Annotated in this window: 17 protein-coding genes, 2 tRNA genes and 1 pseudogene; 10 read left to right on the top strand and 10 right to left on the bottom strand. The window is 59.9% G+C overall.

What is annotated here, in order from left to right:
• Positions 1–186: 186 nt before the first annotated feature.
• From LG376_RS07225 to LG376_RS07210, 4 genes and pseudogenes are all read left to right on the top strand, one after another.
• Positions 187–996, top strand: a complete 810-nt coding sequence (locus LG376_RS07225; RefSeq protein ID WP_035006260.1) for a metal ABC transporter ATP-binding protein — start codon at positions 187–189, stop codon at positions 994–996.
• Complete coding sequence (locus LG376_RS07220; protein WP_225746661.1) at positions 993–2,759, top strand: metal ABC transporter solute-binding protein, Zn/Mn family; 1,767 nt, start codon at positions 993–995, stop codon at positions 2,757–2,759. The genes LG376_RS07225 and LG376_RS07220 overlap by 4 nt, the downstream gene beginning before the upstream one ends.
• Positions 2,760–3,050: 291 nt before the next feature.
• Positions 3,051–4,262, top strand: a complete 1,212-nt coding sequence (locus LG376_RS07215) for an IS110 family transposase (protein ID WP_011273191.1) — start codon at positions 3,051–3,053, stop codon at positions 4,260–4,262.
• Between the two features lie 401 nt (positions 4,263–4,663).
• Positions 4,664–5,348, top strand: a pseudogene (locus LG376_RS07210) (aminotransferase class I/II-fold pyridoxal phosphate-dependent enzyme); the annotation flags it as partial.
• 77 nt (positions 5,349–5,425) lie between these two features.
• On the opposite strand, the gene LG376_RS07205 reads toward LG376_RS07210, so the two are convergent.
• Positions 5,426–6,037 carry a TetR/AcrR family transcriptional regulator gene (locus LG376_RS07205; protein ID WP_225746660.1) on the bottom strand — a complete coding sequence of 204 codons (612 nt, stop codon included), beginning with the start codon at positions 6,035–6,037 and terminating at the stop codon, positions 5,426–5,428.
• Positions 6,038–6,219: 182 nt separating this feature from the next.
• Here LG376_RS07205 and LG376_RS07200 point away from each other — a divergent pair, with 182 nt between their 5' ends.
• Positions 6,220–6,930, top strand: coding sequence for a GAP family protein (locus LG376_RS07200; RefSeq protein WP_225746659.1), 711 nt, complete (start codon positions 6,220–6,222; stop codon positions 6,928–6,930).
• A gap of 809 nt (positions 6,931–7,739) precedes the next feature.
• On the opposite strand, the gene LG376_RS07195 is transcribed toward LG376_RS07200, so the two are convergent.
• Positions 7,740–7,812: transfer RNA gene (locus LG376_RS07195), tRNA-Val, on the bottom strand.
• Positions 7,813–7,880: 68 nt separating this feature from the next.
• Positions 7,881–8,279 carry a DUF3052 domain-containing protein gene (locus LG376_RS07190; RefSeq protein WP_005324380.1) on the bottom strand — a complete coding sequence of 133 codons (399 nt, stop codon included), beginning with the start codon at positions 8,277–8,279 and terminating at the stop codon, positions 7,881–7,883.
• A gap of 337 nt (positions 8,280–8,616) precedes the next feature.
• Between LG376_RS07190 and aceE the strand changes: the two genes are divergently transcribed.
• Entirely contained in the window at positions 8,617–11,364 is a 2,748-nt protein-coding gene (gene aceE / locus LG376_RS07185; protein ID WP_225746658.1) for a pyruvate dehydrogenase (acetyl-transferring), homodimeric type, read from the top strand.
• Positions 11,365–11,479: 115 nt separating this feature from the next.
• Here the strand turns inward: aceE and LG376_RS07180 are convergent, their stop codons facing one another.
• The gene (locus LG376_RS07180) at positions 11,480–12,478 is read right to left on the bottom strand and encodes an alpha/beta fold hydrolase (protein ID WP_225746657.1); all 999 of its coding nucleotides are present in this window, start codon (positions 12,476–12,478) and stop codon (positions 11,480–11,482) included.
• 27 nt (positions 12,479–12,505) lie between these two features.
• On the opposite strand from LG376_RS07180, the gene LG376_RS07175 reads away from it, so the two are divergent.
• Entirely contained in the window at positions 12,506–12,799 is a 294-nt protein-coding gene (locus LG376_RS07175; RefSeq protein WP_225746656.1) for an acyl carrier protein, read from the top strand.
• Positions 12,796–13,581 (top strand): HAD-IIA family hydrolase, encoded by a 786-nt coding sequence (locus LG376_RS07170; protein ID WP_225746655.1) that lies wholly within the window; start codon positions 12,796–12,798, stop codon positions 13,579–13,581. Before LG376_RS07175 ends, LG376_RS07170 begins: the two co-directional genes overlap by 4 nt.
• Positions 13,582–13,660: 79 nt before the next feature.
• Here LG376_RS07170 and LG376_RS07165 read toward each other — a convergent pair whose 3' ends face one another.
• Both LG376_RS07165 and LG376_RS07160 read right to left on the bottom strand, forming a co-directional pair.
• Positions 13,661–14,071: a hypothetical protein gene (locus LG376_RS07165; protein ID WP_225746654.1), complete on the bottom strand. Its 411-nt coding sequence runs from the start codon at positions 14,069–14,071 to the stop codon at positions 13,661–13,663.
• A 475-nt stretch (positions 14,072–14,546) separates the two neighbouring features.
• A complete protein-coding gene (locus tag LG376_RS07160) occupies positions 14,547–15,341 on the bottom strand; it encodes a serine hydrolase (RefSeq protein ID WP_225746653.1) in 795 nt (264 codons plus the stop codon).
• A 402-nt stretch (positions 15,342–15,743) separates the two neighbouring features.
• Between LG376_RS07160 and LG376_RS07155 the strand changes: the two genes are divergently transcribed.
• Positions 15,744–17,423 (top strand): alkaline phosphatase, encoded by a 1,680-nt coding sequence (locus LG376_RS07155; protein WP_225746652.1) that lies wholly within the window; start codon positions 15,744–15,746, stop codon positions 17,421–17,423.
• Between the two features lie 147 nt (positions 17,424–17,570).
• Here the strand turns inward: LG376_RS07155 and LG376_RS07150 are convergent, their stop codons facing one another.
• The 4 genes from LG376_RS07150 to LG376_RS07135 form a co-directional block, all read right to left on the bottom strand.
• Positions 17,571–18,659: an alkene reductase gene (locus tag LG376_RS07150; RefSeq protein WP_225746651.1), complete on the bottom strand. Its 1,089-nt coding sequence runs from the start codon at positions 18,657–18,659 to the stop codon at positions 17,571–17,573.
• Positions 18,660–18,794: 135 nt separating this feature from the next.
• Positions 18,795–20,387, bottom strand: coding sequence for a mechanosensitive ion channel family protein (locus LG376_RS07145; protein WP_225746650.1), 1,593 nt, complete (start codon positions 20,385–20,387; stop codon positions 18,795–18,797).
• 96 nt (positions 20,388–20,483) lie between these two features.
• The gene (locus LG376_RS07140) at positions 20,484–21,539 is read right to left on the bottom strand and encodes a trimeric intracellular cation channel family protein (protein WP_225746649.1); all 1,056 of its coding nucleotides are present in this window, start codon (positions 21,537–21,539) and stop codon (positions 20,484–20,486) included.
• Positions 21,540–21,652: 113 nt separating this feature from the next.
• Positions 21,653–21,726: transfer RNA gene (locus LG376_RS07135), tRNA-Ile, on the bottom strand.
• A gap of 132 nt (positions 21,727–21,858) precedes the next feature.
• Here LG376_RS07135 and LG376_RS07130 point away from each other — a divergent pair.
• Complete coding sequence (locus tag LG376_RS07130) at positions 21,859–22,764, top strand: DUF5067 domain-containing protein (protein ID WP_225746648.1); 906 nt, start codon at positions 21,859–21,861, stop codon at positions 22,762–22,764.
• Positions 22,765–23,128 lie beyond the last annotated feature (364 nt).

Genomic DNA, 23,128 nt, shown 5'->3' with positions numbered 1-23,128 from the left:
CGAAGCCGACCAGCACACGCTGGCCGGCTCCTAGGCACGCCTAAGAAACTACTCCCAAGACTGTGCTCGTCAACATCGGTCTGGCACTTGACAAAAACATAGGGACACCCCCCAACACCACCCCACCCCAAAGTTCAATACATTGAATTTGGTGATTCACTGAACTGAACGCTATTCTTGGCTGCCATGAGTATTAGCGTCCAGAACTTGAGCGTGAGCTACGGCGCGAACACCGCGATTCGGAACATCAGCTTCACCCTCGACTCCCCCGGCATGCACGGCATCATCGGCCCCAACGGCTCAGGCAAATCCACCCTCATGAAGGCGATGCTCCAGATCCTGGACAAACACAACGTCCACGGCACAGGCCCCACCGGCGCCCCTGCCGGCTACCCCGTCACCCTCGACGGCAAGGCCCCCGCCGAGCAGCGCCGCGCAATCGCTTATATCGAGCAGCGCTCTGACCTCGACCGCAACTTCCCCACCAGCGTCTTCGACACCGTCCTGATGGGCACTTACCCGCGCCTGGGTCTTTTCCACCGCCCCGGCAAGGCCGAACGCGAAGCAGCCACCCAGGCTCTCAAGGACGTCGACATGTGGGACTTTCGCCACCGCCACATCAGCGAACTCTCGGGCGGACAGTTCCAGCGCGTCCTCTTTGCCCGCGCCATCGTCCAGGACGCGGAGTACATCTTCCTGGACGAGCCCTTCGTCGGCATCGACGTCCCCAGCGAGAAGACGATCGTGACCCTGCTGCGGCAGATGGCGGACGCGGGCAAGCACGTCGTCGTCGTGCACCACGACATGAACACGGTGCGCGGCTACTACAACGACCTCATCGTCCTCAACGGCGAGCTCGTCGCGGCGGGTCCCACCGAGGAGGTCTTCGTCCCCGACGTGCTGCAGAAGGCCTTCGGCGCGCTCGTCATCCGCGAGCCGTCAGCACCAGCCCACCCCACGCCACGGCAGGCAGCCCTCCAGGAGGAGACAGCATGATCGCGGAGTTCCTCGACTCACTACTCAGCCACGGCTACCTGCAAAACGCGCTGATCACCTCGGTGATCGTGGGCGTGGCCTGCGGCATCGTCGGCAGCTTCATCGTGCTGCGCGGCATGGCCCTGATCGGCGACGCCATCTCGCACGCCGTACTACCGGGGGTCGCGGCCTCCTACCTGCTCGGCACGAACCTCTTCCTCGGGGCGGTGGTCGCGGGTCTACTCGCCACACTGGCGATCGGGCTGATCGGCGAACGCTCCACTGTGAAGAACGATTCGGCGATCGGCATCGTCTTTTCCACCTTCTTCGCGATCGGCGTGCTGCTCATGGCGAAAGCGCAGACGGCGACGGATCTGACGGAGATCCTCTTCGGCAACGTCCTGACCGTTCAGGACGCCGACCGCAACCTCTCGATCGGTATTGCCGCTGCCGTGCTGATTCTCACGCTGGTCTTTTACAAGGAGCTCAAGCTCAGCACCTTCGACCCCGTCATGGCGCAGTCGGCTGGCGTGCCCGTGCGGGCAATCCACTACGGGCTGATGGTGGTGCTCACGCTGGTGACGGTCATTTCCCTGCAGACGGTGGGCGTGATCCTGGTGGTCTCCCTGCTGATTACTCCGGCGTCGGCGGCGTACCTGCTGACGAACCGGCTGGGAGTGATGATCGGGCTTTCAGTGGCGATCTCGGCGCTCAGCTCCGTAGTGGGGCTGTTCCTGAGCTATAGCTACAACGTGTCCTCCGGCGTGACGATCGTGCTGACCGCCAGCGCGCTGTTCCTGCTGGCTTTCCTCTTCGCGCCAGGCAAGGGACTGATTGCTCGCTCGCTGGGCAATAAGCCACTGGCCGCGCTGTTGGCCCTCCTGGTGGGCGGTGCCCTCGTGTTCGGGGCCGTGACCTTCTCGACGGAGGAGAAGGCAGACGGTGAGCAGCTGAACGTCGTCACCACCTTCACGCTGCTGGCGGACCTGGTGGAGGAGATCGGCGGCGAGGCGGTGGACGTCCATAACCTCGTGCCGACCGGCACGGACCCGCACGACTACGACCCCCTGCCCGCGGACCTGGATGCGACGAGCGACGCCGACCTGCTGTTCTACAACGGGCTGAACCTCGAGGGCGGTGAGCACGGCTGGCTCGCGAAACTGAAAAACACCGCGGGCCTGGACGATTCCCAGATGGTCGAGGCCACCAAGGGCGTGGAACCGAAGTACCTCAAGGACGAAAAGGGCAATCAGGAGATCAACCCGCACGCCTTCCTGGACCCGACCGTCGGCATCGCGATGGCCGAGAACGTGACCGCGGCGCTGGCCGAGGCCCTGCCCGAGCGTGCCGAGCACATCGAGGAGAAGGGGGCGGAGTACAAGGCCATGCTGGAGAGCATCGACGCCGACTACCGCGAGCAGATCGGTGCGCTGCCGAAGGAGGATCGTGTGCTCGTGGCCAGTGAACATGCCTTCCAATACATGGTCGACACCTACGGCATGGAGCAGCTGTATATCTGGCAGATCGACACGGATGAAAACGGCTCCCCCGCGCAGATCGGACACCTCGTGCGCCAGCTGAAGGACAAGCGCCCGAAGCACCTGTTCGTGGAGTCGAACGTGGATACGCGCCCCATGAAGACCGTCTCGAAGGAGGCCGGGATTCCGATCTTCGACGAGCCACTGCACTCCGATGAGCTCGGCAAGCCGGGCACGGTCGCGGGAACCTACGAGGATTTCCTGCGCAGCAACTTGAAGACCATGATCGCGGGGCTGAAGCGCTAAAACGCGAATGCTCGAGGCCCACATGCGTTGGGCTTCCCCGGTCGCATTCCCGTTACCTTGTGAGTGTCCCCGATAATGGGGATAGTCGCTGGTCCCGGTATGGCTTACCTGCCCTGTAGTTTCCATAATCCGGGGGGTGTTGCCGCCGGGTGCCAGGACTTTCGATGACAGCTGATAGGGACACGGCCAGTTTTAAACTAGGTCTCTTTGTAACGTGGGTGCTTGCAACGAAGGTCATGACACCAGCGACTGGAACAACGCCATACCCATCTCGTTTTCTAGGAGCTCATCATGTCTCCGGAGCATTCCATCGACATATTCCTTGGGTTAGACGTCGGCAAATCTGAACACCACGCCTGCGCCTTAGACCGTGATGGCAACAAGGTCTTCGACAAACCGTTGCCTCAACTCGAATCCGAACTAGCAGGCGTTTTTCACCAGCTTCAGAAGCTTGGCACCGTGCTCGTGATCGTCGACCAACCCAACACCATCGGCGCACTACCGATTGCTGTAGCCCGGGACTGCGGTTGCGAAGTCGGATACCTGCCAGGTCTTGCGATGCGCAAAGCTGCAGATCTCTATCCGGGACGTGCAAAAACAGACAAACGCGACGCATTCATCATCGCCGACACCGCCCGCACAATGCCCCACACGCTACGTGCCGTCGACCGCAATGATGAGGTACTCTCCGCCCTAAAGATGCTGTCCGGCTTCGATGATGACATCGCCCGCGATTGCACTCGCACTGTCAATCGGCTTCGCAGTGTCCTCACCCAGATCTACCCCAGCCTGGAACGAGTTTTTGCTGGTAGCACCCTGACTCGCACGCCGATCCTGGAATTATTGATCCATTACAAGGGACCGCAGGGGCTAAAAAGAGCCGGATACCAACGAGTGTTGAACTGGATGATCAAGCGCACACGTAAAGACCCCACCCCGCTGGTAGACGACATTTTTACAGCGCTGAAAGCTCAAACAGTCACCGTGCCTGGAAGCGATGCCGCCGAGTTAGTAATTCCTCAACTGGCTGCAAACATCCAGGCCCTCAAAGAGCAACGAAACACCATTGCTGAGCAGGTTGAAGAGATGCTCGCTGATTTCCCTCTTTGTGAGGTCTTGATGAGTATGCCCGGAGTCGGCATCAAGACCGCAGCGCAGATCCTTCTTGCGATCGGTGATGGCTCCGACTTCGCTAGTGCTGGCCACTTAGCTGCTTATGCTGGAATAGCACCCGTGACTAGACGATCCGGTTCGTCGATCAGAGGTGAATTCCCGGCACGGTCAGGCAATAAACGACTGAAAAACGCCTTGTTCTACTCCGCATTCGCAGTTATCCGCAGCCACGAACCGTCACGGCGGTATTACGAACGCAAACGCGCTGAAGGAAAACGCCACAACGCAGCAGTCATCTGCCTGGCACGACGCCGATGCAATGTCATCTACGCGATGCTGAAAAACAAGGAGTTCTTCCGCGAAATCCCGCCACGCCCCGTCGCCGCATAAAGCCCCAAAGACGAAGCCGACCAGCACACGCTGGCCGGCTCCTAGGCACGCCTAAGAAACTACTCCCAAGACTGTGCTCGTCAACATCGGTCTGGCACTTGACAAAAACATAGGGACACCCCCCAATGCAGCAGTATTTGCCCAGCCCATCGCCTGCTGCGCTGCGCCGACAACCTGAACGGAACTAGCTCAAAGAATTGGCTCTAGTGCCGCGCACGTTGGGACGGTTGCGTAGTAGAAGCTGCCTAGCCGGTGTTTCCTAGCGCACCGTCGGCCGTACTGATTATCCCAACGACTAGGACTTCACTTACACCGTCTACGCCCAGTCAGCCGGCCTGGAAGCTGGCAAATCTAACCCCCACCGACACGCCGAACCAGACACACATTTTGACCCTTAACCCACCGATAAGACTGCCATGGTCATCATCAATACTCCGCACAACCCGACTGGATCGGTCTTCTCTCGCGCCGCGCTCACCGCGCTTGCCGAGCTCTGCGTGGAGAAGGATCTCCTCGTCTTGGCCGACGAGGTCTACGAGAACCTCACCTTCGGCGATGCTGAACACGTCCATATCGCCTCCCTACCGGGTATGAGCAAGCGCACCATCACGGTCTCCTCCGCCGCTAAGTCCTTCAACTGCACCGGGTGGAAGACTGGCTGGGCCATTGCGGCTCCTAAGCTTCTCGACGGCGTCATCAAAGCCAAGCAATTCACCACCTTCGTCTCCACCACGCCATTCCAGCCCGCCGTGGCCCATGCTCTACGTTATGAACAGGAATGGCTGGACGGCATGGTGGATGAACTTGCAGAGTGCCGCAGCATCTTCGTGGAAGGCCTCAAGCAGCTTGGTTTCCACGTACATGACACCGGCGGTACCTACTACGTGGTTGCCGATATCTCCTCCACCGGCATGACCGGCGTGGACTTTTGCATGCAGCTGCCCGTAACCAAAGGTGTTGCCGCCATCCCCGCTGGCCGCCTTCACGGACAACCCTGAGCCATGGCAGCACAAAGTGCGCTTTGCCTTCTGCAAGCGCCCTGAAGTCATCCGTGAAGCAGTATGGCGTCTAACTGCTGACTCCTAAGAATTCGGGCTCCTAAGCATGCCTCCCCTGTCCTGCGCGTTCTTGTCTTTAACGGCTTTCAGCCCCTACATTCCGGTCTAGCCATTAGGAGAACCGGGTTCTACAATCAGCGCGAGTCCCGAAGCAAGGTCTGCCAGCAACTGCTTCGACGAGTCCACAGGAGCATTGAGGTAGTCGATCGTCAGCCCGTTGACCAGTGCAGTGACAAGACAAGCACCTTGCTCAGGCGACAGTCCTCGGGCCAACTTTCCGAAACGTTGCGCGGCTTCGAGACCTTCAGACACGCGCGCCCGAAACTTCGTCACCTCGGCGTCGTATAAGTCAGCCAGCCATTCGCGCGTCGAGGCAGCAGCTCCCACTATGACCCACACAGCGGAATCCTCGCGCTGGACAGGTCCAATTGGCAAAAGTTCAGCCAAGCGACCGTGGAAGACCGCGTGAAAATCCGTCGCATCGGTTTGGGTAAGGGCCCGCGATTCCTGGCGCTGCAACGACCTGACAAAAGCTTTCGCGATGATGTCGTCCCGTTTACCCATCTGGTACTGGACAGTCCCAGGTGCGACGCCGGCCTCAGTGGCGACATTGCGCACGCTCAGGGCATCGAGGCCCTGGCTGACCATCACTCGAATGGCAGCATCAGCGATCACTGCGGCGGTGCCGGTGATGGTTGTGTTGCGATCAACGGACATGGAGCTCCAATCTTCCGTAGCTCAGATGTGATGAGCCATTAATGAGTGTAGTTGCGCTCACGCATTGCGCCTCATACAATCGTACCAAGCGCGCAATTAATACGAACGTATGACGCGGGATTGAGGCCTTTCACGAAGCTGAGGTCAATCTCCTTGCTAACACCCGACTACCGGAGAACTCCATGTCAGACTTTCTTCCCCTTGCCGGCCTTGCACTCGTAGATAGTCTGAGTGCAGGAACCCTTGTCATTCCTATCGCCCTGATTGTTATCTGGCGACGAGTACGTTTAGGCCTATTGGGCACCTATCTCGCTACGATCGCCACAGCCTACTGCGGCCTTGGCATTGCGCTTCTAGTAGGGTTCGATGCTGCAGTATTGAGACTTTCTGGCGTAAGCGAGGCTGATTGGTTCCGGTGGGTGACGCTTGTGCTGGGCGCGGGGCTTTTCATCTTCGGTACGTTCTCACCAAACCCCAAAAAGCCCGCGGCCACGCACACCGCCGGCCCAGAAGTAACAAAGAGTCGGGCTTCTCGCCTTGCTCGGGGCGCGTCACTGAGTGCGTCCGGCATGGTGGGACTTGCGCTAGGTGCTGCCGTTGTCGAGGCTGCGACGATGTTGCCCTACCTAGGCGCAATGGGAATTATCCAGTCTATGTCTTTCGGGTTTAGCGGCAAGGTCGCGATTATTGCGGGGTACTGCATCATCATGGTCCTACCGGCAACTCTTATAGCTGTCATTGCAGGCGCAGCGGGGCCGGCTATCTTTCCTCGTTTGGAGCGCGCCATCCGTCGGCTGGAGTATGAAGCGAAAGTGACGTTGCTGTGGATCGCGGCAATTGTGGGAGTCTACATGGCGGCATCGAGTGCACAAGAGCTCGGATTGATCGGTTGAGTGCAAGGTTGGACCTTGAGCGATAGCGTCGATTGAAGAGCCCCTTCCTACAGAGCTAGCCCCGCCCCGTCATAACAGCGACCGAGGGCTAAGCCCTCTCTATCACGCTTTCGTGCGGGTAGTGGCCTGCCAGCAAGAGGTATAAATTTTCGGATCTGTACTTTTAGGCTGGGGTTAAGGGTCAGAAAGTGTGTCTGGGACCGGGGATTTCTAGGGTCTGAACTGTAGGTTCTCGCGGAATATACGCTTTGGGAGCATATATCTGGCCTTGGGACGCCAAATCCACGGTGCGGCTGCCAACCTGTGGTAGTTGACGGCGGTGTGGTGGATCAATGCCAAAGAATCGACCACACTCCCGCTGCGGTGGAGAAACAAAATGCAACGAATCGACCAGCTGAGACTTCGACCGATAGCGCTATAGACTAGGTAATTCTCCGCCAACGAGAGCCGCCCCGATGTCACCAATGCAGCAGTATTTGCCCAGCCCATCGCCTGCTGCGCTGCGCCGACAACCTGAACGGAACTAGCTCAAAGAATTGGCTCTAGTGCCGCGCACGTTGGGACGGTTGCGTAGTAGAAGCTACCTAGCCGGTGTTTCCTAGCGCACCGTCGGCCGTACTGATCATCCCAACGACTAGGACTTCACTTACACCGTCTACGCCCAGTCAGCCGGCCTGGAAGCTGGCAAATCTAACCCCCACCGACACGCCGAACCAGACACACATTTTGACCCTTAACCCTGTCGTGGCGTTGTCGTGGGTATATGAAAGAGCCCCTTTCCGATTTCTCGAAAAGGGGCTCTGACCTTGTGCGGCCTGAGGGGATCGAACCCCCGACCTATTGGGTGTAAACCAATTGCTCTTCCAGCTGAGCTAAAGCCGCATGCGCTCTTGCGCTGTTAGAAACAGTAGCGCAGGTTGCTAAAGCAACACAAATCGGCAGGTAAAGCCCTACTTCTTGGTGTAGCCGCGCTGCACCAAGCACGAGCCTTGCCACTCGCCTAGGCGCTCCGCCTTGGTCTGCACTAGGCCTGCCAGCTGAGCGGACTCAGAGATGAGCCCAGGCTCTACGGTTCCCGGCTTGCCGGCACCTGGAGTAAGCAGCCAGACTGCACCGTTATCGGCCAGCGGGCGGCTCGCGTCCACCAGTCCATCCACAAGGTCGCCGTCTTCTTCGCGCCACCAAAGAAGGACTACATCGCACAGCTCGTCATTTTCTTCTTCCAAGAAGTCATCGCCGAGCACGGCCTCGATCGATTCAGAGATTGCGGTATCGCAATCCTCGTCCCAACCAAGCTCCAGGGCGATTTGCCCTTCCTTGATTCCGAGCTTGACTGCAGCGTCAGCCACTATGCATTTCCTTCCTATTTTAGTGAATGTCTGGTCCGCGTATCGCCCGCATCCTGCGGGTAAATCGCGGCTTAATAGAAGCATTTTAACGTCCACCGGCCCCTTTTACCCGCCTAAGGGCCGCAATTCCCCCATTTTGCAGGCCCTGCCACCAACGCAGCTGGCTCCACAGAGTTAGCAAACTACCCTCTTTTGCCCCAACAAACTTTGCAAAGGTACTGGTTATGGCGATGTAACGTACCGCACGTCCCCTTAAGTCGGACTTCACAACGACTGTGGATCTGTGAGCGCGTATCCTAGTAGGCAAACTGTGCAGACCCTTAAATAGGAGGTTTAAATGGCCGAGAAGGACGCCCACCAGGGCGACTCCAACTTCCCCCTCATCCGCGACGGCGTTGCATCGTATCTTCACGATAATGATCCAGAAGAGACCCGCGAGTGGATGGACTCCCTCGATGGTCTGCTGGACCACTCCGATCCGGAGCGCGCACGCTACCTGATGCTGCGCCTGCTCGAGCGTGCCACTGCGAAGCGCGTTGAGATGCCATCGCTGACGTCTACGGACTTCGTCAACACCATCCCCACCACCATGGAGCCGGAGTTCCCAGGTGATGAGGAGCTGGAAAAGCGCTACCGCCGCTGGATCCGCTGGAACGCAGCCATCATGGTGCACCGCGCACAGCGCCCAGGCATTGGCGTGGGCGGCCACATCTCCACCTACGCAGGCGCTGCCCCACTGTATGAGGTCGGCCTGAACCACTTCTTCAAGGGCAAGGACGATCCTTCGGGCGGCGACCAGGTCTTCTTCCAGGGCCACGCTTCCCCAGGCATGTACGCGCGCGCATACATGGAAGGCCGCCTGACCGAAAAGGATCTGGATAGCTTCCGCCAAGAGGTCTCCCGCGGTGAGGGCGAGGGCCTGCCGTCCTACCCGCACCCGCGTCTGATGCCATGGTTCTGGGAATTCCCCACCGTGTCCATGGGCTTGGGCCCGATTAACGCTATCTACCAGGCACGCTTTAATAAGTACCTGGAGACCCGCGGCATCAAGGACACCTCCAAGCAGCACGTATGGGCTTTCTTGGGCGATGGCGAGATGGACGAGCCAGAATCCCGCGGTCTGCTGCAGATCGCTTCCCTTTACGAGCTGGATAACCTCACCTTCGTGGTCAACTGCAACCTGCAGCGCCTTGACGGCCCGGTTCGCGGCAATACCCAGATTATCCAGGAGCTGGAGTCCTTCTTCCGCGGCGCCGGCTGGGAGGTCATCAAGGTTATTTGGGGCCGCGGCTGGGATAAGCTGCTGGAAAAGGACACCGAGGGTGCCCTGGTCAACGTCATGAACACCACCTCCGATGGTGACTACCAGACCTTCAAGGCCAACGACGGCGCCTATGTGCGCGAGCACTTCTTCGGCCGCGATGAGCGCACGGCCAAGTTGGTAGAAGACATGTCCGATGATGAGATTTGGGCACTGCGCCGCGGCGGCCACGATTACCGCAAGGTCTACGCCGCCTATGCTCGCGCGCTGGAGAACAAGGGCACCGGCAAGCCAACCGTCATCCTGGCGCACACCATTAAGGGCTACGGCCTGGGCCACAACTTCGAGGGCCGCAACGCCACCCACCAGATGAAGAAGCTCACCCTGGATGACCTGAAGCGCTTCCGCGATAAGCAGGAGATTCCGTTCTCCGATGCGGAGCTGGAAAAGGATCCATACCTGCCGCCGTACTACCACCCGGGCAAGGATTCCCCGGAGATCAAGTACATGCTGGAGCGTCGTAAAGAGCTCGGCGGCTTCCTGCCGGAGCGCCGTGAGGACTTCACCCCGCTCGAGGCACCGGCGCTGGATAAGCTGCGCTCCGTGCGTAAGGGTTCCGGCAAGCAGGAAGTTGCTACCACCATGGCCTTGGTTCGCACCTTTAAGGAGATCATGCGCAACAAGGAGCTGGGCAAGCGCGTTGTGCCGATCATTCCGGACGAGGCCCGCACCTTTGGTATGGACTCCTGGTTCCCCACCATGAAGATCTGGAACCCACGCGGCCAGAACTACGTGCCGGTTGACCATGACTTGATGCTGTCCTACCGCGAGGCTACCGACGGCCAGATCATGCACGAGGGCATTTCTGAGGCCGGCGCCGCCGCCTCCTTCACCGCGGCAGCTACGTCCTATGCCACCCAGGGCGAGGCCATGATTCCGCTGTACATCTTCTACTCGATGTTCGGCTTCCAGCGCACCGGCGACGCCTTCTGGGCGGCCGGTGACCAGATGGGCCGCGGCTTCATTATCGGCGCTACCGCCGGCCGCACCACCCTGACCGGTGAAGGCCTGCAGCACATGGACGGCCACTCCCCTGTCCTGGCCGCTACCAACCCGGCCGTGGTTTCTTATGACCCGGCCTTCGGCTACGAGGTGGCGCACCTGGTCACCCGCGGCATTGAGCGCATGTACGGCAAGGACCATGAGGCCATCATGTACTACCTCACCGTCTACAACGAGCCGGTGCACCAGCCGGCCGAGCCGGAGGACTTGGACGTGGAGGGCCTGCACAAGGGCATCTACCACTTCAACACCGCTGAGGGCGGCTCCATTGCTGCCAATATCTTGGCTTCCGGCGTGGGCGTGCACGAGGCGCTGCGCGCGCAGCAGCTGCTTGCCGACGACTTCGATGTCAAGGCCTCCATCTTCTCCGTCACCTCCTGGAACGAGCTGGCCCGCGACGGTGCCCGCCGCAACAAGGAGGCCCTGCGCAAGGGCGAGGAGCCGACCGAAGCATTTGCTACCTCCCAGCTCAAGGGCTACGAAGGTCCGTTCGTTGGCGTCTCTGACTTCACCACCGAGCTGCAGGAGCAGATCCGCCCGTACGTCCCAGGCACCTACATCACCTTGGGCGCGGATGGCTTCGGCTTCTCCGATACTCGCGAAGGCGCACGCCGCTACTTCAACATCGATGCCGAGTCCATCGTCGTCGCCGTACTCGATGGCCTGGCTCGCGAGGGCAAGATTGAGCGCTCCGTTGTGGAGAAGGCAGCCAAGGATCTCAAGCTAGATGATCCGACCGCTACCACCCACATCGAGGACTAATCCCCGCATTGGTGCGAGCTAAACCCGCACCAATGCGTTGCAAGTAAGGCGCCGCCGGCTTCCCGCCGCGGCGCCTTTTTACATGCCTCGAGAATGGCTCTATCGAGCGGCCTGCCTATATCGCGTCGAGGACGCGGCCGAGGGCCGCGGAGATAGCCTCAGGGTCTTCGAGGATCACCATGTGTCCGGAGCCTTCCACCGTCTGCAAACTCGCGGCGGGCCAATTCTCACAGAGCACTTCGGATTGCGAACGCGGGGTCACGATATCAGCGGTGCCCACCACTACCTCACCGTGGAGCTTCGCCAGCCTTTCGGCGGCGCCGTACTCAGCGTGTTCCAGAAGATCGTCGAAGAAACCGGAGTAGGAGGCCAAGGGGGTATCGAGAAGCATGGCAACATGGAACTGCAGCTTCTCCATCTGGGGAAAGCCGGCTAGGGTCACGGCAAAAAGCGGGGCAATAAAGCGGGCAACTTCGAAGCGGGCACTATCGACGCGCCCGGGCAGGCGCAGGCACAAGCGGTAGAGCGCGTGCAAGGACTTGGACTGCAAGATCTGGGCCACCCCCTTGGCCGCAAAGCGACGCATAGAAGTAGAAATCAGCAACGCGCCCTTGATGCGCTCATACACCTCGGCCGGCGCACGGCGGATGAGGTTCAAGGCCACCATGCCGCCCAGGGAATGGCCCACGATGACCAAGTTGCCGCGGGGAGCGCGTTCGCGGATGACGGCTAGGACGTCGTCGGCAGCCGCGTCAACGGTGCACTCTTCTGGGGCGACCGTGGAGGACTGCCCATGCCCACGCAGGTCCACCAAGAGTGCGCGGGCATTGCGGCCGCGCAGGTAATTGGCCTGGTCATAATAGGCTTCTGAAGACAGGCAATAGCCGTGAATGAACACCACCGTCACCGGGGCGTCCTGCTGGCCTACTTCATACCAGGCGATGTCTAGGCCATCGTGGTCCACGGTGCCGGACGCGCTGATGTGGGTAAGCCCCGGCTCGGTAGAGGGATCATGCAATCCGCCATAAAGCTTTTCTAGCTCGGCGCGGTGCGAGGGGCGCAGGCGCTTGAGCCAACTACGCGCCACAACGGAAGAACGTTTTCTCAATGCCATAACGGGATCAATACTAGACTGGTGGGCATGGCAAACGACCTCAGTGCCCAATTGCAGGCAAAGTTCAATGCGAGTGCGCCGGATAAGGAGCCGGAACGAGATACTCTTAGCCAGCTCATCGCACTCATCCACAAGGTCACCGGGACCGAGGAAGACTTGGGCCGCGAGACCCGCCTGAAGGATATCGGCGTGGAGTCGCTCGATTTGGTGGAGCTCACCGTGCGCGCGGAAGAGGCCTTCCAGGTGCGTTTTTCTGAGGAGACGATGCTCAACAGCGAAACCATCGGCGATATCGCCGAGTATGTGGAGGATCACCAATGATTTCTTATCTATCAGACATGGACGGCGTGCTCATCAAAGAAGGTGAGATGATCCCTGGCGCCGATAAATTTATCCAGGCACTTAAAGACAACGACATCGAGTACATGGTGCTGACCAATAACTCCATGTCGACCCCGCGGGACCTATCTGCACGCCTGCGCAATACCGGCCTGGATATCCCTGCAGAGCGCATCTGGACCTCCGCTACCGCTACCGCGAATTTTCTTTCCAGCCAGGTAAGCTCCAGCAAGGCCTACGTAGTGGGCGAATCCGGCCTGACCACCGCCATGCATGAGGCAGGCTGGATCCTCACCAACGATGACCCGGACTTCGTGGTGCTTGGTGAAACCCGCACTTACTCCTTTGAAGCGATTACCACCGCCATTAACCTCATCCGCGATGGTGCGCGTTTTATTGCCACCAATCCGGATGTCACCGGCCCTGCCCCCACGGGCGTACTTCCGGCTACCGGCGCCGTAGCTGCGCTGATTACCGCCGCCACCAACCGCGAGCCTTATTACGTGGGCAAGCCTAACCCGGTCATGATGCGCTCGGCGCTCAATCATATTGGTGCTCACTCGGAGCACACGGTCATGATTGGTGACCGCATGGATACAGACGTCAAGGCGGGCCTTGAGGCCGGCATGCGCACGGTCCTGGTGCGCTCCGGCATCTCCGATGACCGAGAAATTTCCCGCTACCCGTACCGCCCGTCGGCCGTGCTGAAATCCGTGGCGGAGCTGCCAGACAAGATCCTGGATCCCTTCGCCGAAGCGGAATAGTTCTTCCCTAATCGCACCATCCGGCGGCAGAAGCAAAGGGGTTGGCCAGCAGCAGCTGGTCCAACCCCTTTCGCGCCTTCTAAGGCAGGCGCACGGCAGCAGTAAAGCCGTGGCGCTGCGCGAGGTAGCGCACGACGCAATCAAGCGCGTCCAGCTCCTCACGGGTGCCGGTAAGCACCTGGTGGCAGCCGATACCGCTGCCTGCGTGGGCGCAGGCGCTGCCGCCTTGGGCAAGCGCCGCTACGGAAAGCCCATCCCGGAACCAACGAGTGCACCACTGAGCGGTCAGTGGGTCATCGCCCGGAATGATAAATTCCGACTCGGTACGGATGCACCGATCCATGGCGTGTTCAATCTCCGAGCGCAGCGTGCGCGGCATCCCGGAAATCTTAAGCACACCGGTGACCACGGTGGCACCGCCGTTGACGGAGGGCCACGTGGAGGTGGAGGCCGGCTGTTCAACCGGCGCAGGGTTAACGCACGTATTCATAGCCGATTCTCCCTCGACATAGATCACCACCGCACGAGGCCTGCCGGCCCGGCGCGATGCAAGACGAGCTTCGTCTTCCCCAACGAACTGTCTGATGCGTCTGCTCACAATTTTCCTGCGTCACACCCCTCCCTACAACCCTCAACTTTCACTTCAACCCCCATTCGCTAAACCTCAACCCTAGGTACAGACTGGGGCCAAAGGTGCAGGTGAAACCAATGTTACAAATGTGAAATTTGGAGTTTGCTGAGAAAATTCTTGCCTTCCTTGACGGCGGGCAACAGAAGCCCTGCTCACGCCCGGGAAAGCACAACTAGGCTCTCACGCAACCGCTGCCCGTGCGCTCACGCCGGCTTCCCGCGCAGGATGGCCACATTTCGCACGAAATTCCCCAATTTCTCCCCGCCCCGCGGGGGAGCCTTCCACCGCACCACTTCCCCCAGTGGAAGGCGCTCGTTCCGCCGAAGCGGGCAGATTATAAAGAGTTCCAGATGTCGGTATTTGTATCGTGCCAGAGCGGCTTGCACCATTCGCCAAAGTCGCGGTTTGTGAGCGCGACCATGGCATAGTCGCCGGCGACCCAAAGGTAGGTGCCGGACATGCCGAAGTGGCCGACGGCGTCGGCAGGCAAGGCGCCCATCCAGTGATCCTTATCGCCGCGGATTTCAAAGCCTAGGCCCCAGGTGCAGTCTTTGAAGCTGCCATAGCCCGGAACGATGCCGCGCAGGCCGCCGAAGTGAACGCGGCGCATATCGGCCACGGTGAAAGGGTGCAGGAGTTGTGGGTGCTGAACTTCCGCAGCAAAGGCTGCGAGGTCCTCCACTGTGGAAACCAAACCGTGCCCGGCCGAGCCTTCCAGCCGGGTGGACTCCATGCCCAGCGGGGCCAAAATGCCTTCGCGCAAGTACTCGGCAAAGCCCATGCCCGTAGCTTCGGCCACGGTATCCGCGGCCCACTCATAACCGGCCGAGGAATAGATGCGACGCTCGCCCACCGGCTTTTGCGGCTCCCGGGAATCAAAGGAAATCCCAGAGGCGTGTGCAAGCAGGTGCTCGAGCGTGGAGCCTTCCGGGCCGGCCGGCTGCTCAAGCTCCACGGCTCCTTCTTCCACGGCCAGCATCACGCCGTAGGCTGCGACCAGCTTGGTTACCGATGCCACCGGAAACTTGCGGGCGGTATCTCCCACCGTTTCTTGCACTTCGCCGCGGTGCAGCAAGGCTCCGGCCACCGTATCCGCGGGCCACTGGCTAATTTGGCTAAATTCACTCATACCCTCTAGCCTACTGAGCCACATTCGGAAGGACTGGACCGCTTTGGGCGCGCCTTTTCGAGCCGGTCACTCCTTTGGCCTACTGGGCCCGCGTACGCCTTGGGTTCACGAATCCCACATACCTTAGGTCTACTGGATCCCGTACACCTTAGGTCCAAGGTGATCGGGCCGATCTGAGCGAATGGACCCCTCAATTCAGCCCTAAAGACCTCAATTCAGCCCGATCAGACTGGACCTAAGCCACAGAAGCCGGCGAAAGCCCCTCGAAACCGCCCAGCCACCAGACGCGTCAGGCCCACAGGCGGCCGCCCAAGTAAACCACCGGTTAAAACAACAAGAACATTTTATGGAATCGGGCAGGAAACGGTTGCACACCCATTAGACATGAGAAAACTTTCAACCATGTCTAATGATTCTAAGAACACGGGCAGCGCAGTTAATCGCCGCCGCTTCCTGCAGACCACCGGCACCGCCGGCGCCGCTATCGCTTTGTCCACTGCCGCCGCGAATACCGCCAACGCCCAAAGCAGCCTCTCGCCGCGCGTGGAGCAGCACATGGTGGAGCCGAAGCTGGGCGAGCGGCCCTTCCTCCACGGCGTCGCCTCGGGTGACCCGATTCCGGATTCGGTCATCCTGTGGACCCGCGTGACCCCGGAAGCCGATGCCATGCCGGGATCTGGGCTGGGCGAGGCCACCCGGGTGGAGTGGGAAATTGCCAAGGATGAGGAGTTTGGGGACGTCGTCAAGCAGGGCGAGGTGACCACCGACGCCAGCCAGGACCACACCGTGCACGTGGCCCCGCACGGCCTAGAGCCGGAGACCGTGTACTTCTTCCGCTTTAAGGCGCAGGATAAGTACTCGCCCGTCGGCCGCACCAAGACCGCCCCGGCGCTGAGCGCCTCCCCGGAAGAGCTCACCTTCGGCGTGGCTAGCTGCGCTAACTGGGAGTCCGGCTTCTTCAACGCCTATGGCGATATTGCCCAGCGCGGCCGCGCTGACCAGCTGGATTATATGATCTTCTTGGGCGACTATATCTACGAGTATCCGCAGCGCGAATACGCCGGCTATGGCCCGGTGCGCCTGCACCACCCTGCGCACGAGATTATCTCGCTGGAGGATTACCGCATCCGCTTCGGCCGCTACCGCACCGATGAGAACCTGCAGGCCGCACACGGTGCGCTGCCGTGGGTTGTGGTGTGGGATGACCATGAGGTGGCCAACGATAACTGGCGCGAGGGCGCCGAGAACCACACCGAAGGCGAGGAAGGAGCCTTCCTGGACCGCCGCAAGGCCGCCATGCAGGCCTACTTCGAATGGATGCCGGTGCGCGCGACCAACCCGTCGGAGCAGGGCCACCTCTACCGCAGCCTGACCTTCGGCGATCTGGTGGAGCTGACCATGATGGACCTGCGCACCTACCGCGATGAGCAGGTACGCTTTGGCCCGCGCAAGATGGCCGCCGAAGGCCGCACGATGCTCGGCTCTGAGCAGTACAACTGGCTGCTCAATAAGATTGAGACCTCTTCTGCCAAGTGGAATATGCTGGGCAATTCCGTCATGTTCTCCCCCATGAACCTGGCTACCCTGCAACAAGATGACAAGACCAAGCCGATCTCTTCCTCGCTGTCTTCCAATATCACCGGCATTCCGGTCAACGGCGATCAGTGGGATGGCTACTCGGCGGAGCGCCGCTTGCTTATCGACGCCCTCTCAAAACACGACTCCCACACCCTCTTTGTCACCGGCGATATCCACTCCGAGTGGGCGCATAATATCAGCAAGGACGGCCGCATCTTCGGCGCCGAGATGGTCTGCGCCTCCGTGTCTGCGCCCAACGTGAACGAGCAGCTGAAGCTGCCGGAAGGCAATGAGCTTTCCAAGCTGGCTGAACGCTACTTGATGAGCGCCAACCCACACACCCGCCACGTGGATCTGGACCACCACGGCTACAGCTATGTCACCGTGCGCCCGGATTCGGCGGAAATGCACTGGTTGCGCGTAGATAACCTGCTCACCGCCAAGTCCCCGATGCGCGAGGCCGTGACCATGACCTGGCGCCCGGGTGAGGGCTACACCAAGTAGTTGTAAGTTCTGTCACATGACAGGTACTCGGTGTTAACGAACGAGTAGTACACCTTCGATAGGGATAGTGAAAGACCCTCTCTGGGGAATTTCACTACCTATCACTCGCCCGCCTGTCGGGCCCCCTTTGGTGCCGCGGATTCTTCCCTAGTCCGCGGCATACTCATAGTCGATGTAGCCGCGCTCGCCGCCCAGGTAGAACGTATCCTGGTCCGGCTCGTTAAGCTCGAGGCCCTCGCGCCAGCGGCGCACCAGATCCGGGTTGGCGATAAGCTGGCGGCCCACCACTGCGGCGTCCACGTAGTCCAGCTCGATTTCGCGCTGGGCATCCTCCTTGGAGGTAATCGTGGGGAAACCATCATTCATGAGCACCTTGGTCACACCGTTAGCACGTGCCTTCTGTGCCAGCGTGGCGATGAGCTCGCTGTCCGGCTCGCCATGCAGCAAGGACACATAAGCCAGGTTCAGCGGTGCCAGGGCGTCGAGAAGCCCGACGTAGGTGGCCAGCATGTCTTCCTGGTCGTCTTCGATAACGCCCTGCACGTTGTGTGCCGGGGAGAAACGCACGCCCACGCGGTCGGCACCGATCTCCTCCACCACTGCTCGGATGACCATTTCTGGCAGGCGCCAGCGATTTTCCGGGCTGCCGCCAAATTCATCCTCGCGCTTATTGGCAGACGGCGCCATGAACTCATGCAGCAGGTAGCCATTCGCGTTATGGATCTCCACGCCGTCAACACCAGCATCAATAGCCCGGCGCGCGCCCTGGCGGAATTCATCCACGATGCGCGGCAGCTCTTCCTTCTTCAGCTCGCGCGGCACCGGCGCGTCCATCTTGCCAGCGAAGCCACGCACGGTTCCGCCCCAGTCAAAGGCGCTCGGCGCCTCCGGGTTCGCTCCGTCAATCAGGTCTGGGTGGCTCGTGCGGCCACCGTGCATCATCTGCATGAACAGGGTGCCGCCTTCCTCGTGCACGCGGTCTGCGACGGCGCGCCAACCTTCTGCCTGCTCGTCGGTCGCAATGCCTGCCTGGCCCGGGAATGCGCGGTTGGTCCACGCCGGGAAGGTTCCCTCCGTAACCACCAGACCAGCCGTCGCACGCTGCGAGTAGTACTTCTGGTGCAGCTCGGTAGGTACACCGCTTTCGCCTGCACGCTGGCGGGTCAGCGCTGCCATGGTCACGCGATTATCTAGCTTGAATCGGCCAAGTTCCAGTGGTTCGAAAAGTGAAGTCATGCCCAGTGCAACACGCAGCCGGTCCGCACTATTTCACCACTGTCAAAAGGATAATGACACCAGCGAGTATGCCAGCTTTACCTCGCCCAATAATGAGCGCTGAACAGACCGGCTTACTGTAGAAGGCCAGCCGTACTAGCGCGGCTCTGCCGGGATCTCTTGGCCGGTGCTGCCGGCGGTTCCGGACGCTTGGGTGCCATCGCCAGCGTCGCTCCCGGCAGTGGGCGCAGTGCCGGCCCCGTTGCCGGAATCGGTTCCCCCGTTGGCGGCGCTCGGGGCGGGCGAGGCATTACCAGTAGCGCCAGTTTCCTGGCCACCGCCACCACCGCTGCCGGCAGGCGAATCGGTCGTGCCAGTGCCATTAGAGCCTTGCGGGTTGGCGGTCTCCGTGGCAGCAGAGCTGTCTTCTGTCGGCTCGGACTGTGTGCCGGTCTCGGTGGTTTCGGGGGTGGGGTTGGTGGAGGGGGCGTCGGAAAGCTGCGAGGAAGAAGCCTCCGCGCCGCTATCGCGCCAATGCTCGGGCGAAAGCCAGCCCGCATCCGCATTTTCGGGATTGCTTGAGGCCAGGGCCAAGGCGCCGACGACGAGCAGAGCCAGGATGAGGCCCGTGGTAGAGGCGCGGACCCGGCCGCCAATGGTGGCGATCTTCTGGAACTTGGAGTTAGTCTCCAGCGCGCGCCAGATGCCTTGGGTGGGCTCGGGCTCGTGGTCCTCCTCATCCGGCAGCGCGGGCTTTCCGGGGCCGTCGCTATCCGGGCCATCCACCTCGGGCGACTGGTGTTCCGGCTGGGAATCGGGGCGCGAGCCCTCCCCTGCCACGGAGGCATCCTTGACGGACTCTTGTGCCGCAGCATTGTCGCCTGCCGGAAGAAGCGGGCGCTGGAATTCGTCCAAGTCGGCCACGTTGTAGTGATCCCAGAACTCGGAAAGCAGCGCGGAGCGGATGGCGCGCTCCACCGCCCACTGGCGGGCGGGGTTTACGGTAACCAGCACGCGGTAGGTCACGTGCCACGACTGTCCGGCGGCCTGCGGGGCAACCAACTGAGTGGCCGGTAGCACCTCGAGCTCGCCATTGACGTCCACGGCGATGGACGGTTCCTGGATGGCTTGCTCGGAAATCGTGCGCACCCGGCGCGTGATTTCCGGCAGGGTCTCGCCTTCTTGCACCGGCACGTCAAAGTTGACCACGGCGCGCGACCATTCCTGAGAATAGTTGGTGACCGCGCCGGCCGAGCTATTGGGCACGGTGACCAGCTCGCCGGTAGGCGTGCGCACCTTGGTGGTGCGCAGGGTCAGCATCACTACGGTGCCTTCCACATCGGTCACGCCATCGAAGCTGACGTAATCGCCCACGCCAAATTGCTTTTCCGAAAGGATGAAGAAGCCGGAGAGAAAGTCCGCAATGATGGACTGGGCGCCAAAGCCCACGGCGGCCGAGACTATCGTCGCCGGCACCGCCGCACCCACCGCTGGCACGCCGAGATTGGTCAGCGCGGCCCAGATGATGAGGAAGTACGCTGCTGCCTGCACGATGTAGACCAGCGCACCGGTCAGCGCCAGGCGCGCCTTGGTAGCTTCTTCCTCTTCATCGAGGCGGTGCTCCATAATGCGGATGGCCAGCCTGCCGATGCGCGGGATCAAAATGCCTATCAGCAATAGCGCGATAAGCGGCAAGCCGTGGTCAACAAAGAGGCTCCACAGCTCGTAGAAGTAATACTTCAGATTCATGCCACCAGATTAGGACGCGTGCCTGAAAACTAGATGCCAGTTGACTGCCAGCAACCGAGCAAGCGCCCAATAACCTGAGCGCGGATTGCCCGGCCCCTACTCCCGCGAGTTATAACGCTTCATGAGACGGTCAATGAGCTCATCGGTAAGCTTGTCATCTTCCAAAATGGTATCCAGCAGGCGCTGGGATTCCTCGTGGGAGGCCTGCTCTTCCGCCTCATAGGAGTCACCGCTTAGGTCCACGCCAAAGTCGGTGTTCTCGGCCTCGGTGGCCTGGACGCTGAGCTGATCCACATCGGATTCGAAGGACTCCATAAACTCGCTAGCCTCCGCAGCAGCCTCCTTGCGGCGCTTTCCGGAGCGCACTTCCTTTTCAATGCGGCGCTGCAGCGCGGCCTCCATCTGGCGGTGGCGCCAAGAACGTAGGCGGTGCGGCTCTAGGCGGCGTCCTACCGCACGGCTTTTATTCTCAGCCTTTTTCGCTAGGACCTTAACCTGTGCGGCGGTGTCATTAATAGGCGCCCAGTCTTGGTAGGCCGGCACGCGCCACCCAGCCCAGATGCCCAGCAGCGCCAAGAAGATAGAAACTAACGGCCCGATGATCATGCCCACCGCCATCATGTCGAAGTGGTGGCCCACCAAGACGATGACAGCACAAGCAACAGCCGGGATAACCGTCGGCTGGTTATCACCAAATACGCTCGGCTCGCGCCCCATCACGATGTCACGAATCATCGATCCGCCCGTGGCAGTAAACACGCCCATCATGATGCATGGAATAAGCGGCAGGCCGTAGGTAATGGCCTTCACCGCGCCGGTGGCGGCCCACAGGCCGGAAACGACGGCGTCGCCATGCGCCTGCAGATAATCCCAGGTCTTGCCTTTGAAATAAACAAAGCGAGCGATCAGCGCACCGGTAAAGGCCAAGTAGAGGTATTCCGGTTGGCTCATTGCCGCAACGGTGCCGCGGTTAATGAGTACATCGCGCACCATACCGCCGCCCAGGGAAGAAAACATCGCAATGAAGAAGAAGCCGATGATATCGTAGCCGCGCTTGCGCGCCATAGTGCCACCGATAATTCCCATCAGCAGCACACCACTGATATCGGACCAGCGGTAGAGAGATTCAATGAGCGGATCTACTTCAACCATATGGTTATTAGACTTCACCGCCCGCGCTTGCGCAATCAGCACACCCGTATGCGCAGATAAACACAAAAGGCGCCGGCCTTGCTTGCCGACGCCTCCTTGCTCCCCCTACACCGTGGGGCCAGCGGGGCTCGAACCCGCGACCAACGGATTATGAGTCCGTAGCTCTAACCGACTGAGCTATAGCCCCACGCAGATTTCCCGCCCACTTGGGCGATTATCCGCCCTCAAAAGATTAGTCAAAGAGTGGCCAAAGACCAATTTGCCCCCTTCGCTATTGAGTATTTGTACGCTTCCTACCCCCTGAGGGTAGAAGTTAATTATGCGCAAACTACTCTCTTCTCTCATTCTCGTCTCTGCACTCACGCTTACTTCCTGCTCAGATAGTAGCAGCGACAATCCAAAGGAAGTCGGCTCCAACAATTCCGCGTCCGATGCACAGGCCGATGCGGAGTCCGTAATTGGAACGTGGAAGCAAGAGGACAGCGCTTCTGAAGATGGCTGGATGGAGGCCAGCATCACCGATGACGTCATCACCATCGAATGGGTAATGGACAACGGCGAAAATCGCATGATCTACTGGATTGGCACCTTTGACGCTCAAGCCGCCGCATCCGGTGAGACCGTTACCTCAAACCGCGATACCGTTGCCACTGCCTCTGAGTGGATGGCCGCTTCGTCAGACAAGAAAGATTTCTCTATCGATGATGACTCCTTAACTTTCAAGGTCGCGATTGAAGATAAGGAATTCACCACACACATGAAAAAGGTGAAGGATGATCCGACAACCGTTAAAGAGCTAAAGAGCACAGATTTTAGCCAAACCTTTAAAGATGGGGTCCTGGATATTCCAGCCGCCAAGTTCGAAATCACCGATCATCATGTTGTCAAGCCCGGTGAGCCTGGCAACGAAATGGGTGAAAAGCCACTTCTCGTCTTTAACTACGACGTAACGAATAAGACGGATGAAACCCTAACTACCACCGACTTTGTCGTGTACTTCACCGCCATCCAAGACAATGATCCGAATAAGGTAAACGAGCTCGACCTCGGTTCCTATATTGATCCTGAAACTTCCGATACTCAGCTGGAGCAGATTAAAAAGGGAGGCACTGTCGCCGGAACAATAGCCTACGAGCTCGATGATCTAACTACACCTGTGGACCTTGTTGCATCTAAGTCCTTCAGCCAAGATGAAATCGGCCGCGAGACTTTCGAGCTCGATTAACTGCCCGCGTACAACGCACGTACATCTCCCGTTCTAGCTACTACAGAAACCTAAGCCCGCCAAGATACAAAGTCTGAAGTGAAATCGGGCCTACTTCTTACTGAGGTAGGCAGTACTTGACAGGCGAATCCAGCTCCCTCCCGTATCCAACGGAAGGGGCCTATTGTAGTGCTCAAAACAGCACTTTAGCTGTGTTTCTCGCCGCACCAGCGGGGATTTCTCATTTCCGCCCATTAGCACGAGTCCATTTCTAGTTCCGGCCTTGCCGAGAACACACGGCTTCCCCCTTGCATTGCGACCACGCTAAAGGCCTATAGAACCAATTCGGCCGTCTCTACAGCAGCTCCAACCGCCCCAGTGCAAA

The sequence above is a fragment of the Corynebacterium sp. Marseille-P4611 genome (assembly GCF_916618765.1).
Taxonomy (GTDB): Bacteria; Actinomycetota; Actinomycetes; order Mycobacteriales; family Mycobacteriaceae; genus Corynebacterium; species Corynebacterium marquesiae.
This window is presented reverse-complemented; position numbering and strand designations above follow the sequence as displayed.